Below are 15,095 nucleotides of genomic sequence, written 5' to 3' on the forward strand. Positions count from 1 at the left end.
AAGTTCAGAGGTACCAAGCTCAGAGACACCAAGTTCGGAAGTACCAAGTTCAGAGGTACCAAGCTCAGAGACGCCAAGTTCGGAAGTACCAAGTTCAGAGACGCCAAGTTCAGAGGTACCAAGTTCAGAGACGCCAAGTTCGGAAGTACCAAGTTCGGAAGTACCAAGTTCAGAGGTACCAAGTTCGGAAGTACCAAGTTCAGAGGTACCAAGCTCAGAGACACCAAGTTCGGAAGTACCAAGTTCAGAGGTACCAAGTTCGGAAGTACCAAGCTCAGAGACACCAAGTTCAGAGACGCCAAGTTCGGAAGTACCAAGTTCGGAAGTACCAAGTTCGGAAGTACCAAGTTCAGAGGTACCAAGTTCGGAAGTACCAAGTTCAGAGGTACCAAGCTCAGAGACACCAAGTTCGGAAGTACCAAGTTCAGAGGTACCAAGCTCAGAGACGCCAAGTTCGGAAGTACCAAGTTCAGAGACGCCAAGTTCAGAGGTACCAAGTTCAGAGACGCCAAGTTCGGAAGTACCAAGTTCGGAAGTACCAAGCTCAGAGACACCAAGTTCAGAGACACCAAGTTCGGAAGTACCAAGTTCGGAAGTACCAAGTTCAGAGACGCCAAGTTCAGAGGTACCAAGTTCAGAGACGCCAAGTTCAGAGGTACCAAGCTCAGAGACACCAAGTTCGGAAGTACCAAGTTCAGAGACGCCAAGTTCAGAGGTACCAAGCTCAGAGACGCCAAGTTCGGAAGTACCAAGTTCAGAGGTACCAAGTTCGGAAGTACCAAGCTCAGAGACACCAAGTTCAGAGACGCCAAGTTCGGAAGTACCAAGTTCAGAGGTACCAAGCTCAGAGGTACCAAGCTCAGAGACACCAAGTTCGGAAGTACCAAGTTCAGAGGTACCAAGTTCGGAAGTACCAAGCTCAGAGACACCAAGTTCAGAGACGCCAAGTTCGGAAGTACCAAGTTCGGAAGTACCAAGTTCGGAAGTACCAAGTTCAGAGGTACCAAGTTCGGAAGTACCAAGTTCAGAGGTACCAAGCTCAGAGACGCCAAGTTCGGAAGTACCAAGTTCAGAGACGCCAAGTTCGGAAGTACCAAGTTCGGAAGTACCAAGTTCAGAGGTACCAAGTTCGGAAGTACCAAGTTCAGAGGTACCAAGCTCAGAGACACCAAGTTCGGAAGTACCAAGTTCAGAGGTACCAAGCTCAGAGACGCCAAGTTCGGAAGTACCAAGTTCAGAGGTACCAAGTTCGGAAGTACCAAGCTCAGAGACGCCAAGTTCGGAAGTACCAAGTTCAGAGGTACCAAGTTCGGAAGTACCAAGCTCAGAGACACCAAGTTCAGAGACACCAAGTTCGGAAGTACCAAGTTCAGAGACACCAAGTTCGGAAGTACCAAGTTCAGAGACACCAAGTTCAGAGGTACCAAGCTCAGAGACGCCAAGTTCGGAAGTACCAAGTTCAGAGGTACCAAGTTCGGAAGTACCAAGTTCAGAGGTACCAAGTTCGGAAGTACCAAGTTCAGAGGTACCAAGTTCGGAAGTACCAAGCTCAGAGACACCAAGTTCGGAAGTGCCAAGTTCAGAGGTACCAAGCTCAGAGACGCCAAGTTCGGAAGTACCAAGTTCAGAGGTACCAGTCAAATTAAAGAATGAATCAAAAGTAAAATTACCTAAAACGGGAAAAGGTAGTTCAAGTAGTGCTATTTCAGCTTTATCTGTATTAACGATGCTTGGATTGGCTGGCTTAATGACAAAGAAACGTAAAAAATAGAAATGTTAACAATATAGATTATTTTTAAGTGTCATTAAATAAGAAAAATTATAATTAATTTTTCTTTGTACATATTTAACTTTTTTATACAAGGATTGGAATTGTTATGCAAAGTATATTTTTAACGACGTTTTATGCTGAAAATTTATCTGGTGCTAGTTATGCAGTTGATAAAAGGCTAGAATTGTTTGAAAGACATAATGTCAGCGCGATAGCTATTACAACGACATTTTATGTCACAAACCGTTTTTATTTCATTAATCATTTTCCAGAAAAAAAAGATAATTTTTGTGATTTGACGGATATTTTAACAGATAATATTTATGTAGCAGAACAAGATGCTTATCAAAAATATTTGTTAAATAAAGACAGACAATATGAATTTAATCTTGAAATGAATTCTGCTTCGTCTAAAAATGGCAGTTATCTTTCTTGGAAGTGTTATCCTGATGGACGACTACTTAATATTTCATATTATAATCAAGCAAATAATTTACTACGCACTGATCATTATGATTGGCGAGGTTATTTATCTACTCGTTCATACTATGGATATGATGGCACTAATAAGAATAGCTATGTAGCTAAACGAGAACATTTAAATAGCAACGGCGATATACGAATTGTTTATTATTTTAATAGTCAAAATAAGATTAGGCGAGTAGATTGGATTCACGAAGGAAAACAAATAGACACATTTTACAACGAAAATGATTTGCTTAGCGCGGCGTTGATTTACTACACACGTGCGAATAAGAAACAATATCTGGTTATTGCTGACCTATTTATTAGTGATACATTAGCTAAATTACAAATATTAAATAAAAAAGATAACATTAAACTATTCATTCAGCTTCATAACATTCAATTGAAAGAAACAAAAAATTCGGATGATATTAGAATAGGCTATAGTTATCCGATATTAAATCAAAATAATTATACTGGCATTATTGCACTGACTCGGCGTCAAAAGCAAGACATTAATGAGTTACAATCGTATAAAACGGATAAGATATATTATATTCCCGAAAATTGGTTCTCATTACAAGATGTTAATAAACACGATGAAATTCGTTGGCAGGATAAAGAAGATGGGTTAATCATTATTTCAGCTCGATTAGATCGTGTGAAACAAATTGATCATGCAATAATTGCTGTTAAATTTGCCCACCAACGTAATTCTAAAATTCATCTAGAAATATGGGGCGATGGTGTAGAACGAGAATCATTACAGAAATTAATTAATTTAAATAATGCACAATCATATATTCAATTAAAAGGTATCACAAATAATCAACAAATGAAACACCGAATAGCACAAGCGCAGTTACATTTATTAACTTCAAAACATGAAGGATTACCTATGGTATTGTTCGAGGCACAAATGGGACAAACACCTTCTATTTGTTATGACATTGATTACGGCCCTGATGATATGATCACTAATCGTATTAATGGGGACTTAATTGCACCTAATGATAAAAAATATTTAGCAATGCGTATCGAGGAATTATTTAGTGAGCCAGAACAAGGAACTTTGAGATATTATGCGTTAAATAGTAAAAAAAACATGGAAAAGTATAGCGAAGATAAAATATGGCAACTTTGGGAAAAATTAATGGAAAGAAATTTCTAATATGAAAATTATTATTGCTGAAAAAATAAATAAAGAGATACAACAGTGGCAAAAAAAACAAAATGAACCGGTAAAAATTGTTTCTTGGACGTCTGATTTAAACTATAAAGTATCATTAAATGAAACTAATTTATATTACTTTACGCGTAGTAAAGAGCTAGGGATAAAGATAATAAATTTACCATGGACACAGTCGCATGTCTGGAATTATCGCTCAATACCTGGTGATCACGATTTTGAATTCAAAGACTTTAATCAAAATATCGTTGTAAATGCTTATTTGGCTGAAAAGCAGCATAATATCTCACGGGTAAATACGAAGGATAAAAACGGTAAAAATATTGACGTCATCCATTTTCAAAATGAACAAATAGCACAAATAGTTGATTACGATGACAACCAGCACCCAGTGATGAGTCAATTTATTGGTAAGCATAAGCGTATAGAAATGTATTGGCAAAAACAAAAAGATAAGTTAATTAATACTGGCATGTCATTATATGACAATGGAGAAGAGCGGTTTTATAATAATTATTGGGAGTGGTATTTTGAAGAATTCAAAAAAATAATAGCTGATTGTGAATTTGTGTCGGAAATTATTAGTTATGAAGCCCCTACATTAAATATTTCAATTCCTAATCGTCAGGTTATAAAAGGCCAATTAACTGATGAATGTGTGACAAGAGAGTTAAATAAAAGTAAGACACCTCAAAAATGGATTGTACAATTTGAAGATAAAAACTATTGGAAACCTAGAACAGATGTTACTATGACTGCAAAGGAAATGGGGTACAATATTGTCAATTTTGATACACCTTACCGCGATGAAAAAGACTGGATGGAACGGCAATTATCTAAATATTTTAAAAATGTTGGTCCTCGTGACTTGGTTGTTTGGCAATATCCTAAATATTCACCTACACTTGAGTTAGTAATGTTGCATTGGTTTCATGATCGCAAAGTTGTAGTGGCGGCATTTATTCATGACGTTACATTGGTTAGGGAAAAAATCATGCCTAGAAAACATTATATACCTGAAAATGATAGGCAACTTTTGTCGGAATTTGATGCTAATATTATACCTATTAATTTTTTGGGACCATTAAAAGAAATTGCAAGTGTAACGCTTAAAAATGTTGTTCCGCTTTCACCATATGATTTTAGAATTAATGCAAATGTCAAACCAGCAAATTATAGTCAAAATGTTTTTTATGCGGGATCCTTATCTAAATTTCCTAATTTAAAGAATGTTGATTTTGAACTAACTGTCTTTGGTGAGAAAAACTATTCAAATGTTCGGATAGTTAATAATAGTATTCATGACGGTGGTTTTGTTCCAGCTGAAAAATTAGCTCATCTATTAAATAATGGGTATGGTTTAATTTGGGATGAAGATACTGATAATAAATATTATCAACGTTATACAAAATGGAATTGGCCTTATAAGTTTAGTTTGTATATGGCTTCTGGTTTACCAGTTATTGCTTGGGAAAAATCAGCAATAGCTGAAGTTATTAAGTTGGGTAATTTAGGCTTGATTGTGAACTCATTATCTGATATTGCAGATTTGATTGCTGATATTACATCAGAAGAATTCGATATAATGGCACAAAATGCGGCTATTTTTGGCAATAAATTAGCACAAGGTGAATCTACCAAAACAGCTTTAAAATCTTTAGAATCTAGCCAGTTCGTTTAAAGTTTAGTAATTATACGATTTTTTTACTTTTTACCAAACATATGTTTATGCTGAACGAAGTTAAATAAGCTACAAAATTTTTCTGAATAGATTAATTTTGTAGCTTATTTTAATGATTCGGCAAATTACAAAAAATATACCTACGGTTAATTTATAACTTATTTTGTTATATTTATTAGCTTGTAATATGTTTGAAATTACTTGACTTACATATATAAATTACAAACAGCATGAGTGAGTATGTTTTCTGTACATGAATTAATATTACTGCTATGTATATATTAAGTGAAAATTATTTGTTGACTAATCAGTCAACAAAACATATACTAAGTTTATGGGCAGAAAAAAAAGTTTCAACCAACAAGAAGTTATTGCGCAAATGAGTCAAGTATTTGGCCAGTATGGTTTTGAAGGGACATCGTTAGATGACTTAGTAAAAGTTACAGGTTTGCTTCGTGGTAGCTTGTATAGTGAATTTGGCAGTAAACAGGGGATGTTTATTGCAAGCTTGAGTGCTAATTTAGAAAATCATACGAGGGAAACATTGACGTGGCGACTTTTATTAGTAGCCATGCTGGAGTTAACACCAAATAATCAGGCTGTTAGGGAAATAGTCAGGAGATGGTATGAAAACCAAGATAGTACAGATATTTCAGTGCAATTAGGTCAACAATTACTCAACCATAGTGGTATTTTATCAGAAGGAGATAAATATGGAAAATATAATTAATGTTCAAGATAACACACTGGTAGTGACACCTGCAGGATTAACCAAAATTGCGGCATTAAAAGAAAAAATTAGTATTCCGTTAAGCCATATTGTTGGGGCTTCGATTGATACAGGTATTTTGAACGACAGTAAGGGATTTAGAAGTCCAGGCACAGCAATTCCTGGCTACTGGGCAGGAACGTTTCGAAAAGATGGGGATATTACTTTTTTTAACATTAAACAATCAAGCTTACCTGTTGTGATTCAATTAAAAGATGAGCATTATAATCGATTAGTCATCGGTGTTTCTGAGCCGCGTGAAGTTGTACAAACGATTAATAATTTAGTGACAAAATAAATGACTACTCAAAAAAACCTGTGACTTATCAAAATTTATTGGTAAGTCACAGGTTTTATGGTTGATTTTAGTAGCGTGATTGATGTGCTGCAACACTACGACGAATTGCTTGTTTTGATACTTCTTCATGATGTTCTTCGGCTTCTTGTGCTGGCTTAATCACTGTATGGCGGTAGCTTAGTGCTGTGGCAGCAGCGACAGCAACTGAACTTAAAATACCAACAATAATACCTGACTTAAATGATTTCATAATAGTAACAACCTCTTTCTTAAGTTTTCTTAAAGTCTATTATCAACTATTTTGACGCATTTGTAAATGAATTTAGTATAATTAAGTTATGATGAATAAAACACAAATTATTGCGCATCGTGGCTACCGTGTCGTAGCACCGGAAAATACCTTGCCAGCTTTCGAAGCAGCTTTAGCTTATCAACCAGATATGTTGGAAATGGATGTTCACCGGACTAAAGATGGGCATCTGGTAGTGATTCACGATGAAAAAGTTGATCGCACAACTAATGGGACTGGATTTGTCAAAGATATGACGTTAGCTGAAATTAAATCGTTAGATGCTGGTAGTTATAAAGAACCAAAAATGATTGGTGTGACAATTCCAACTTTTGATGAGTTTTTGGCTTTTTTGCGTACACAAAATTTTGAGCAGACATTAATGTTAGAAATAAAAACAGATCATGTTGCTTACCCAGGTATTGAAAAAGAAATATTGGATAAAGTGGACGCCTATCAACCAAAATACCATGTGCTATATCAAAGTTTTAATTTAAATTCGTTAAAAATTGTCCGGAAATTACAACCAGATGCGGATATTGCGGCGTTGGTATATTGGGCAACGCCAATAGTTTATTGGCTGAAGTGGCGAGGTGTCTTTGATTATATTCATTCAGATATTCGTGTCTTAAAAAATAAACCAAATATTTTTTGGCGACCTAACGTGCACATGAGAACCTGGACGGTTGATAACGAGGCAGATATGCGTCGTATTTTTAAGGCTGGTTTACGGGGAATAATCACAAACCAAGTGGCATTAGCTACTAAAATACGTCAAGAAATTCAAGGGGATGAACATGACTAAACTAGTCGTTATTGCGGGACCGACTGCATCGGGGAAAAGTGACTTAGCCATTGCCATGGCACAAAAATTTAACGGTGAAATCATTTCAGCTGATGCGATGCAAATTTATCGTGAGTTAGACATTGGTACAGCAAAAGTGACTGCTGATGAACAGACATTAGTGCCACATCATTTGATAGATATTATTGATATGACCGACCAATTTTCGGTGGCTGATTTTATTACTCGTGCTGATGAGGCGATTGCCGATATTGTGTCACGTGGTAAATTACCAATTATTGCAGGTGGGACGGGATTTTATGTCAAAGCATTGCTTGGTGAGCAACCACTTGATTTTGTAGCGAGTGATGCACAAGAAGTGAGTGACTTAAAACAACGTGAATTGCCTGATCTTATGATTGAATTACAGACGCTTGATAGCACATTGGCGAATAAAGTCGATCAACATAATAAGCAGCGTGTCATTCGAGCGATTCAAATTGCTCGCCACGGGGTGCATGAAGCAAAGCAGGTGCGTCCGAAATACGATACATTAGTTGTTGGCATTGATTGGCCACGTGATATCTTATATGAGCGGATTAATTCACGCGCGCAGATAATGATTGCTGCTGGTTTGCTAACTGAGGCGCAGTGTATTTTAGATGCTGGTGGGGGAAATATTCAAGCGGGGAAAGCGATTGGTTATAAAGAATTTTTTCCGTATTTACGTGGTGACACAACGTTAGATGAGGCTATAGCACAAATGCAACAAGATTCTAGGCGCTATGCCAAGCGTCAGTTAACGTACCTTAGACATCAAATTCCTGGTTTAATCTGGCTTGATGGCGCGCAATCGCAGGCAGAATTGGCTGCACGTATTGAATCTTGGGTATAAAAATGATGATTTAGGTAGATAATATTAAGATTTGCTGTACTTTTTAGAAAAACTGAATGTACCAAAACTTCAATATAGGAAATAGAATTGTATATGGCATATTCTAAAAATATTAGGGGGGATTAACATGATTGACAACTCTGTTTTTTGTGAACTGACTGAAAGAGACCTGGCAAACATTTGTGGTGGCAGCTCTGAAGATATAGCAGTTAACCTTAAAGTACTAAGACTAACTGCTGGATTTAAAAGGGGAGATTTAGCGGACATGTTAAATGTTAGTTTATCAACAATTACGAAGTATGAAAAAGGCTCTAGGGTGCCTGACATTGATACAATAATCAAATTATCTGAAATTCTGAACACAGATGTTGATAACTTGATTTTTTGAAAGTGAAATTTCGGACAATATGTCCGAAATTTTATAAGTTATCTTGTATATAATATAAGATAACTTATAGAAGGAGTAATGGATATTTATGAATAAGTTGTCAGAACAAGAATTATCACAAATTTTTGGAGGAGCTAAGGGTAGTATAGGAGGGTATCTTGCGTCTACGTCTATTGGAACTGCTACTGGAATGCTAAAAGGTGCTTGGAATGGTCGTTTAGCTGGACCAGAAGGTATGGTTATTGGAGCGGGAATTTGGGGAACTGCTGGATTTTATGGCTCAACGATTACCTATTTGGGATCGCACAATTAATTATTTAACAAGGGAGGAAATGCCATGAATAATGTTAACATCATCAGTGAACAAAATTTATCTTTGATACATGGGGGTGCTAAGCCAAATATGGGAGGATATTTATCGACGGTTGCTGCCGGTACAGCTGGAGGTGCTACTAAGGGGGCTTTGGGATCTTGGTGGACAGGAGAAGGAATTGTTGCAGGAGCAGGCATTGGTGCTGTAGGTGGATTTTATATCAGTACAGCAGGTTATTTTGCAACGCATCATTAATTTAAAATTTAAAATTATTAGATATTTATTGATATCTAACAATAATGTATAGGAAAATTAATATGAAAAAAATATTTTTAAGAGAAACCATAGGCAGTATGGTTATGGCAATTGTATATTTTATAGGTATTTTTGTGTTTTCTTTGCTGTTTAAACAAAAGTTCAACTTTCATGACACGGTAATTGATAGTTTGATTTTTACAATTATTATGACCGTGATGTCAATTGTAATCAATAGATATTTTTATTCTGATAGAAAGTAATGATTGCGTATAAAGAACTATACGATCTTAACAAAAATAAGGACATTCATGTTTGATTATCATGAATGTCCTTATTTTTTATTGCGACACATTATACTTTTGATTTAGTATATTCGTCTGTATTTAATTGTTCGGTTTGATCTAATTGTAACATTTGTGCTTGATTAATTTCTTTGTAAAGTGCACTAGCCATTGGCTGTACAATATTACCTTCAGAAACACCTTGTTGCACGAAGTCATACTCATATTGGAATGCTTGAATGTAAAGTGCACTGCTAACAGGGACAGATTCGTGTTTGTAATCACGTTTCACGCGATTGAAAAAGCGATTCATTGCCTCACGAACGAGGTAAATATGATCATTATCATTCTTTTGATCAGCAAGGCTTTTCCTTAATATATTATCTAAATAAACGTCTGTGGCAGTGATAAGGTCATTGTTGAGCGCCATGAGTTCATCACGGGTATCGGTCCATTTTTTAACGTTAGCAGCAAATGTGGTATCAGTTGCTAATTTATTTTTTCGGAAACGCTCGCGTTGCGCACGTGTAATAACGCGATTTGCGATGTGCCAAGTTGATTCGCGTGCATATCGACGTAAAGTACGTTTGAGTTGGTGTTTGAATGATCTCGTCTGCTTGGGACCATTATTACGTGTGTGTTGTAAAATTTTAGCGTATATGCTAATTGCGTTGGGACTATATGTCTTAGTGATAGAGTCACTGTGACTATACATCAAAACAAAATCTTGTGTGTCCGCTAGTAGTTCAATAAATTGAGAGGAGGCTTTTTTTCGGTCATCCATCATAAATAATTTATTTTTTTGAGATTGGAGTTGTGTCGACAGCGTTTCACGGACGCTGTGATCGGAGACGTGATCAAGAATTTTTAGTGAGGCGTAATCTATCATTTTATCACGTGTTTGGTTGATATCAATGACTGTATAAGATGCGATTTTTGCAGGTAATTGTAAAGGTAAGATGATGGCACTAACAAGCATACTGATTAAAATGACTAAAGTTGCAACAATAATGAGTGCTTCACGATAGGGGAATGCATGACCTGCAATTTCATAAGGTAAAGAAAAAGCCATGGCTAAGGTCACAGTCCCATGCACACCACTGATAGCAAAAATACGAGCGTAAAACTTGTGCTGTTTATCATTGCGATCACCAAAAAATAATGTGAAACTGTTTGGCTTGTGACGGTTTTTTTTATTATTATCATCGCGCAAAGCCCAAAAGTATCGTAAAATCAGCATGATGACATAAATCAAGGTACTCAATGCCGCGAGTTGTAATGTACCAGACAAACCAATTTTTGTGATTGATAGCCAAACGCCAGGTAACGAAATCCCTAAAATCAGAAAAACAATATCATTTAATACATCTGCAATGGTACGCCAAATCGTGCGTGAGGTTAATTGCACGGTTGTTGAAGTCAAACGTAGGCGACTTGATTCCCAGTTATGTACCATGCCGGTTGCCACGACTGCCAAAATGCCAGAAGTGCCTAAGTGTTCAGCGAGTAAATAGACAGCGAATGGGGTTAACAAACTAATGGGAATGATGGTTGTTTCGGGGTTTGATGCCCGTTGTTGTAAATTAACGCGTAATGCCACAATGAGAAACCCAAGAATTGTACCAACAAGGACACCGCCAACCGCCACAAATAAAAAATGTTCTAAACCGTGAACAACGGAAAAGGTACCTTGTGATAAAACTGACAGTGCTAAATCCAACATAACTAGGCCGGTAGCATCATTAAAAAGTGATTCAAGCTCTAGTGCTTCGCCAACCCCTTCGGGCATATCAGTGCCTGCTGTTAATGATTTGACCGCTACGGCGTCGGTCGGGGTCACAATAGCAGCTAATGTAATAGCTAAAGGTAGTGTCCAAGTGACCTCAATGTGATTGGTAATTAAGCCGACAACGAGTGTCGTCACCACAGCTAAAACGACTGATAACAGCCAGATACCTTCAAAGCGTTGTTTGATTTTAACAAATGATTGTTTTTGACCGTCAATAAACATGATTGGCGCGATAATCATTAACATAAAAAATTCGGGTTCGAGCTCAAAATTTTTAAAAATTGATGTAAATGACATGGCAACACCAACAGCAATTAAAATAAAAGCCTCAGGTATTTTGGGGACAAACTCTTTAATGATATTGGTTGCAATGACACCAATCAATAGTAAGGCTAGCGTATATAAAGTCGTCATGGTGCTCCTCGCTAATTTTTTGTATGGGCCAACTGCGTCAAATTAAATAGTCATGACAAACGACGTTTTTCTTGATGGAAAAACGTCGTTTAACTGACTCATAACGAATCACGCAGTTGAATCGTAGACGGAATACGGATATTTTTAGGCAAAACACCATGTTCGTTCATAATCAAGTTTAACTTTTCAGCAGCAATACGGCCAATTTCTTGTGGATTTTGTGAAACAGAAGCAATAGCTGGCGAAATCATATCTGCGAACTGATCATCGTCATAACCAACTAATCCGACATCTTCTGGTACACGGAGTTGTTGTGCTTTTAAGAAACGAACAGCAGACCATAGCACTTGACCATTAAGTGCAAAAATAGCTGTTCGTTGACTAACATTTAGGGTAGCCGTTAAAATTGATTGCCAATTGGAATCATCAATTTCAATTAGATGAACTGTTATCTGACTTCCTGTCAGACCGGCTTTTAAACCATTATAGCGATTCATACGACTTGATACACCAGTAATACGATTGGCCAAAACAATGACTGTGTCGTACTGTTTGGTCTTAAATATTTTAGCGAGGTCAACTGACTTTTGAAAGTTATCAGACACGACAGCGGGCCAGGTAAACGGTTCAATGTAACGATCAACTTGAACGACCGGTGTTTTTTTGTTAATCAAAAACTGATAGTGATCAGGTTGATGAACCAGTGGTTGTAAAATCATACCGTCTATTTGCTCGGTCATCATTTGTTCTAAATTACTCAACTCACGATTGATGTCATTATCAGCATCCATAATTAAAACTTGATAATGTGTTTTTTGAAAATAATCCCCAATACCTTTTAGTAAACGAGAGGTGTACATATTAGAAATATCAGCCACAGAGACGCCAATTAAAAAAGAATTTCGTGCTTTCAAGGCTTGTGCTTGTCTGTTGGGATGATAATCAAGTTCAGCAATTGTCTGTTCAATACGAACTTTTGTTGTTTTTGACATATTGTCGAATTTATCATTTAAATAACGAGAAATTGTTGTTTTCGAAACGCCAGCTTTTGCAGCAATATCGTTAATTGTGATTTTTTTATCCATGCAAACATTATACGCCAAATTAAAAATGAGGGGTTGATAAAAAAACTGAAAGCGTTTACAATAGACTTTGTAAACCGGTTTCCGAAAACGTTAAACCAAAAAAGGATAAAACATGGAAAAAGAAAAAATCAGTATTGATCCTGAAAAATTCGCACAACAGTTCATTGCATCTGTCAAGTTTGACTTCAATGAAAAAGAACTTGAGAGTATGGCTAAAAAAGAGTTAGCAGCATATCTTTCTGCTTATTTCCTGGTTGAAAAATTTAACAAAATTGAAAGCGAAAATTTTGTTAAATCACAACCACATGATTTATCAGAGTTAGGTTTTGATGCGTTATTGAAACATGTTGCAGATTTAAACAAATATTAAGGAGTGTATTATGAAAAAATCACAAATTGTTTTGAACCATTTAGTGTTCGCATCTGATCGTGCAAATGGTGGGCAACAGTTAGATATGTTAAAAAAAGTCGTTGGTTTTGGCATTCAATCTGCTGAGTTACGACGTGAATACTTTGATGACATTATTGCAGAAACACCGGCTATTTCAGCTTATGCTAAATCACAAAATATACGTCTGTTTTATTCAGTACCAGATGACATGTTTGTTAATCATCGGGTTAACCCAAGGTTGAGTCAGTATTATCATGAAGCGAGTCAGTTGGGTGTTACTGCTATTAAGTTCAATACGGGAGATTTTGAGACCCTATTGCCAGAGGACATTGCGACATTAAAAACGTTATTGCACTTTGGCATTCAAACAAATATTGAAAACGATCAAACGCAAACATCTGGTAAAATGCGTGCCATTGAAAAGTTTATGACAGCTGCACATGCGGCGGACCTTGCTATTGGCTATGTCTATGACATGGGAAATTGGCGTTATGTGGGGGAAGATGAGCTAACGGCAGCAAAACAATTAACATCATATGTCAGTTATATTCATGTGAAAGATGATAAAGGATCAGGTGATAATCTTGTCACTGTCCCATTAAATGAGGGGGATATTTCTTGGCAAGAAATCATGCAAATATTACCACAAAACATACCGGTAGCTATTGAATATCCAACTGCAAATGAACAAACCATTATTGATGGTATCCAAGCACTTAAAGTGTATAACTGAGGTATATGATGACCAATATTATTATTAGTATTTTACTGCTATTGACGTTTGTCGGATTCATTTATTATATTGTTAAGGGTGGCAATTTAGTTATTGGCTTCTTCGTTATGGCGTTGCTATGGTCAGTGATTGGCCTGGTGCCATTTAATGTCGTGATTCAAGATGTCATTGCGACACCAGCACTTAATTACGGACCAACAATTATATATATTGTGTTTGGTTCATGGTTTGGTCGGGTGCTAGTAGATTCTGGTATTGCAGGATCTATCTCTGCACAAACTGAAAGAGTTGGCCGTAGGGCGCCGATCCTTGCGGCAATACTAGTTGTCTTAGTCACAGCGCTGATTTTTTCATCAGCGTATGGGGTGGGGTCAGTCATCGCGATTGGGGTCATTTTGATTCCGATTTTGTTATCAATTGGTGTCCCTAAAAAAGTCGCTATTCCAGCGTTTACAATGGCCATTGGTGCGCCAATGTATATTAACGTGGTATTGTTTAATCAAATTAAAGCTTTTTTTCCATCAGTTAGTTTCTCTGGTAAATATTTAATTTTTGGTTTAGCAGCCATGAGTGTGCAATTGATTGGTGTCATTATTTTTATTTTAATCAACAGTAAAAGTATTAAAAACGGTAAAATTGAAACGATTGCTGCCAATAGTCAGGTCGATTTCAAACGGACACATCCGATTACTTTCGTTGTACCAATCATACCAGTCGCCCTAAACATGTTTTTTCATTGGGACGCGATTCCAGCTTTGTTGTTAGCAACGATTATTGCTTTACTTTTAACTGGCCAAATGAAATCTTATACTGGCTTGGTTGCGTTTATTAATAAAACAGTGTCGCAAGCAATTAATGACATTTCCGGTTTAATTATCTTTTTGATGGCACTGGTTATGTTTGCCGGCGCAGCGACAGTTAATGTCCCTCATTTTAAGGGTATTATTGAAGTGATTTTGCCACATAGTCCTTTAGTTTTGGCAATTGCAGTTGGTATTTTGGCCCCCTTAGCATTATTTCGTGGACCGTTACACGTTTGGGGTGCTGGTGCGGCGACGGCAGCAGTATTGGCGGCAACTGGCACATTCCCACCAATTTTCTTGCTACCATTGCTATACACGGCAAGCATTATGGCAGTTTCTATCGATTTAACACAATCATGGAACACATGGGCATTGACGTATTCTAAGCTTGAAACGAAAGAGTTTTTAAAAATGGGTATTCCGGTGATGTGGGCGGTATCAATCGTCAATGAACTATTAGTGTTTGCTTTCTTTGGACACTAAGACTAGCAATTGGAGG

15 protein-coding genes and 2 pseudogenes are annotated in these 15,095 nt (G+C 36.8%); 14 read left to right on the forward strand and 3 right to left on the reverse strand.

Annotation, left to right across the window (positions count from 1 at the left end; genetic code table 11):
* Window positions 1–42: 42 nt before the first annotated feature.
* From AB3K24_RS02870 to AB3K24_RS02895, 6 genes and pseudogenes are all read left to right on the forward strand, one after another.
* Window positions 43–1,653, forward strand: a pseudogene (locus tag AB3K24_RS02870) (pentapeptide repeat-containing protein); the annotation flags it as partial.
* A 7-nt stretch (window positions 1,654–1,660) separates the two neighbouring features.
* Window positions 1,661–1,771, forward strand: a pseudogene (locus AB3K24_RS02875) (LPXTG cell wall anchor domain-containing protein); the annotation flags it as partial.
* 106 nt (window positions 1,772–1,877) lie between these two features.
* Window positions 1,878–3,407, forward strand: a complete 1,530-nt coding sequence (locus AB3K24_RS02880) for a glycosyltransferase (RefSeq protein ID WP_367973706.1) — start codon at window positions 1,878–1,880, stop codon at window positions 3,405–3,407.
* A 1-nt stretch (window position 3,408) separates the two neighbouring features.
* A complete protein-coding gene (locus tag AB3K24_RS02885) occupies window positions 3,409–5,106 on the forward strand; it encodes a glycosyl transferase (protein WP_367973707.1) in 1,698 nt (565 codons plus the stop codon).
* 334 nt (window positions 5,107–5,440) lie between these two features.
* On the forward strand, window positions 5,441–5,836 hold the full coding sequence (locus AB3K24_RS02890; protein ID WP_367973708.1) for a TetR/AcrR family transcriptional regulator: 396 nt from the start codon (window positions 5,441–5,443) through the stop codon (window positions 5,834–5,836).
* On the forward strand, window positions 5,820–6,173 hold the full coding sequence (locus tag AB3K24_RS02895; RefSeq protein ID WP_367973709.1) for a PH domain-containing protein: 354 nt from the start codon (window positions 5,820–5,822) through the stop codon (window positions 6,171–6,173). The genes AB3K24_RS02890 and AB3K24_RS02895 overlap by 17 nt, the downstream gene beginning before the upstream one ends.
* A 67-nt stretch (window positions 6,174–6,240) precedes the next feature.
* On the opposite strand, the gene AB3K24_RS02900 is transcribed toward AB3K24_RS02895, so the two are convergent.
* Entirely contained in the window at window positions 6,241–6,423 is a 183-nt protein-coding gene (locus tag AB3K24_RS02900; RefSeq protein ID WP_220734181.1) for a DUF3042 family protein, read from the reverse strand.
* A gap of 88 nt (window positions 6,424–6,511) precedes the next feature.
* Here AB3K24_RS02900 and AB3K24_RS02905 point away from each other — a divergent pair, with 88 nt between their 5' ends.
* From AB3K24_RS02905 to AB3K24_RS02925, 5 genes are all read left to right on the forward strand, one after another.
* Window positions 6,512–7,267, forward strand: coding sequence for a glycerophosphodiester phosphodiesterase (locus AB3K24_RS02905; RefSeq protein ID WP_367973710.1), 756 nt, complete (start codon window positions 6,512–6,514; stop codon window positions 7,265–7,267).
* Window positions 7,260–8,141: a tRNA (adenosine(37)-N6)-dimethylallyltransferase MiaA gene (miaA, locus tag AB3K24_RS02910; protein ID WP_367973711.1), complete on the forward strand. Its 882-nt coding sequence runs from the start codon at window positions 7,260–7,262 to the stop codon at window positions 8,139–8,141. Before AB3K24_RS02905 ends, miaA begins: the two co-directional genes overlap by 8 nt.
* 127 nt (window positions 8,142–8,268) lie before the next feature.
* Complete coding sequence (locus AB3K24_RS02915; RefSeq protein WP_367973712.1) at window positions 8,269–8,529, forward strand: helix-turn-helix domain-containing protein; 261 nt, start codon at window positions 8,269–8,271, stop codon at window positions 8,527–8,529.
* A gap of 88 nt (window positions 8,530–8,617) precedes the next feature.
* Complete coding sequence (locus tag AB3K24_RS02920) at window positions 8,618–8,842, forward strand: hypothetical protein (RefSeq protein ID WP_220734184.1); 225 nt, start codon at window positions 8,618–8,620, stop codon at window positions 8,840–8,842.
* A 24-nt stretch (window positions 8,843–8,866) separates the two neighbouring features.
* On the forward strand, window positions 8,867–9,097 hold the full coding sequence (locus AB3K24_RS02925; protein ID WP_367973713.1) for a Blp family class II bacteriocin: 231 nt from the start codon (window positions 8,867–8,869) through the stop codon (window positions 9,095–9,097).
* Between the two features lie 354 nt (window positions 9,098–9,451).
* Here AB3K24_RS02925 and AB3K24_RS02930 read toward each other — a convergent pair whose 3' ends face one another.
* Together AB3K24_RS02930 and AB3K24_RS02935 are read right to left on the reverse strand one after the other, a co-directional pair.
* Window positions 9,452–11,584 carry a cation:proton antiporter gene (locus AB3K24_RS02930; RefSeq protein ID WP_367973714.1) on the reverse strand — a complete coding sequence of 711 codons (2,133 nt, stop codon included), beginning with the start codon at window positions 11,582–11,584 and terminating at the stop codon, window positions 9,452–9,454.
* Window positions 11,585–11,682: 98 nt separating this feature from the next.
* Window positions 11,683–12,669 (reverse strand): LacI family DNA-binding transcriptional regulator, encoded by a 987-nt coding sequence (locus tag AB3K24_RS02935; RefSeq protein WP_367973715.1) that lies wholly within the window; start codon window positions 12,667–12,669, stop codon window positions 11,683–11,685.
* A 112-nt stretch (window positions 12,670–12,781) separates the two neighbouring features.
* On the opposite strand from AB3K24_RS02935, the gene AB3K24_RS02940 reads away from it, so the two are divergent.
* The 3 genes from AB3K24_RS02940 to AB3K24_RS02950 are packed head-to-tail and all read left to right on the forward strand — an operon-like array spanning window position 12,782 to window position 15,079.
* The gene (locus AB3K24_RS02940) at window positions 12,782–13,039 is read left to right on the forward strand and encodes a hypothetical protein (RefSeq protein ID WP_367973716.1); all 258 of its coding nucleotides are present in this window, start codon (window positions 12,782–12,784) and stop codon (window positions 13,037–13,039) included.
* A gap of 10 nt (window positions 13,040–13,049) precedes the next feature.
* On the forward strand, window positions 13,050–13,793 hold the full coding sequence (locus AB3K24_RS02945; RefSeq protein WP_367973717.1) for a sugar phosphate isomerase/epimerase family protein: 744 nt from the start codon (window positions 13,050–13,052) through the stop codon (window positions 13,791–13,793).
* Between the two features lie 8 nt (window positions 13,794–13,801).
* A complete protein-coding gene (locus tag AB3K24_RS02950) occupies window positions 13,802–15,079 on the forward strand; it encodes a gluconate:proton symporter (protein ID WP_367973718.1) in 1,278 nt (425 codons plus the stop codon).
* The last annotated feature ends 16 nt before the right edge of the window (window positions 15,080–15,095 follow it).

This window comes from Leuconostoc aquikimchii, from assembly GCF_040838325.1.
Lineage (GTDB): Bacteria > Bacillota > Bacilli > Lactobacillales > Lactobacillaceae > Leuconostoc > Leuconostoc aquikimchii.

Bases quoted from the DNA above. Each gene is read 5' to 3' on its own strand.
- AB3K24_RS02880 (WP_367973706.1), top strand. From the start codon at position 1,878: ATGCAAAGTATATTTTTAACGACGTTTTATGCTGAAAATTTATCTGGT.
- AB3K24_RS02885 (WP_367973707.1), top strand. From the start codon at position 3,409: ATGAAAATTATTATTGCTGAAAAAATAAATAAAGAGATACAACAGTGG.
- AB3K24_RS02890 (WP_367973708.1), top strand. From the start codon at position 5,441: ATGGGCAGAAAAAAAAGTTTCAACCAACAAGAAGTTATTGCGCAAATG.
- AB3K24_RS02895 (WP_367973709.1), top strand. From the start codon at position 5,820: ATGGAAAATATAATTAATGTTCAAGATAACACACTGGTAGTGACACCT.
- AB3K24_RS02900 (WP_220734181.1), bottom strand. From the start codon at position 6,423: ATGAAATCATTTAAGTCAGGTATTATTGTTGGTATTTTAAGTTCAGTT.
- AB3K24_RS02905 (WP_367973710.1), top strand. From the start codon at position 6,512: ATGATGAATAAAACACAAATTATTGCGCATCGTGGCTACCGTGTCGTA.
- miaA (WP_367973711.1), top strand. From the start codon at position 7,260: ATGACTAAACTAGTCGTTATTGCGGGACCGACTGCATCGGGGAAAAGT.
- AB3K24_RS02915 (WP_367973712.1), top strand. From the start codon at position 8,269: ATGATTGACAACTCTGTTTTTTGTGAACTGACTGAAAGAGACCTGGCA.
- AB3K24_RS02920 (WP_220734184.1), top strand. From the start codon at position 8,618: ATGAATAAGTTGTCAGAACAAGAATTATCACAAATTTTTGGAGGAGCT.
- AB3K24_RS02925 (WP_367973713.1), top strand. From the start codon at position 8,867: ATGAATAATGTTAACATCATCAGTGAACAAAATTTATCTTTGATACAT.
- AB3K24_RS02930 (WP_367973714.1), bottom strand. From the start codon at position 11,584: ATGACGACTTTATATACGCTAGCCTTACTATTGATTGGTGTCATTGCA.
- AB3K24_RS02935 (WP_367973715.1), bottom strand. From the start codon at position 12,669: ATGGATAAAAAAATCACAATTAACGATATTGCTGCAAAAGCTGGCGTT.
- AB3K24_RS02940 (WP_367973716.1), top strand. From the start codon at position 12,782: ATGGAAAAAGAAAAAATCAGTATTGATCCTGAAAAATTCGCACAACAG.
- AB3K24_RS02945 (WP_367973717.1), top strand. From the start codon at position 13,050: ATGAAAAAATCACAAATTGTTTTGAACCATTTAGTGTTCGCATCTGAT.
- AB3K24_RS02950 (WP_367973718.1), top strand. From the start codon at position 13,802: ATGACCAATATTATTATTAGTATTTTACTGCTATTGACGTTTGTCGGA.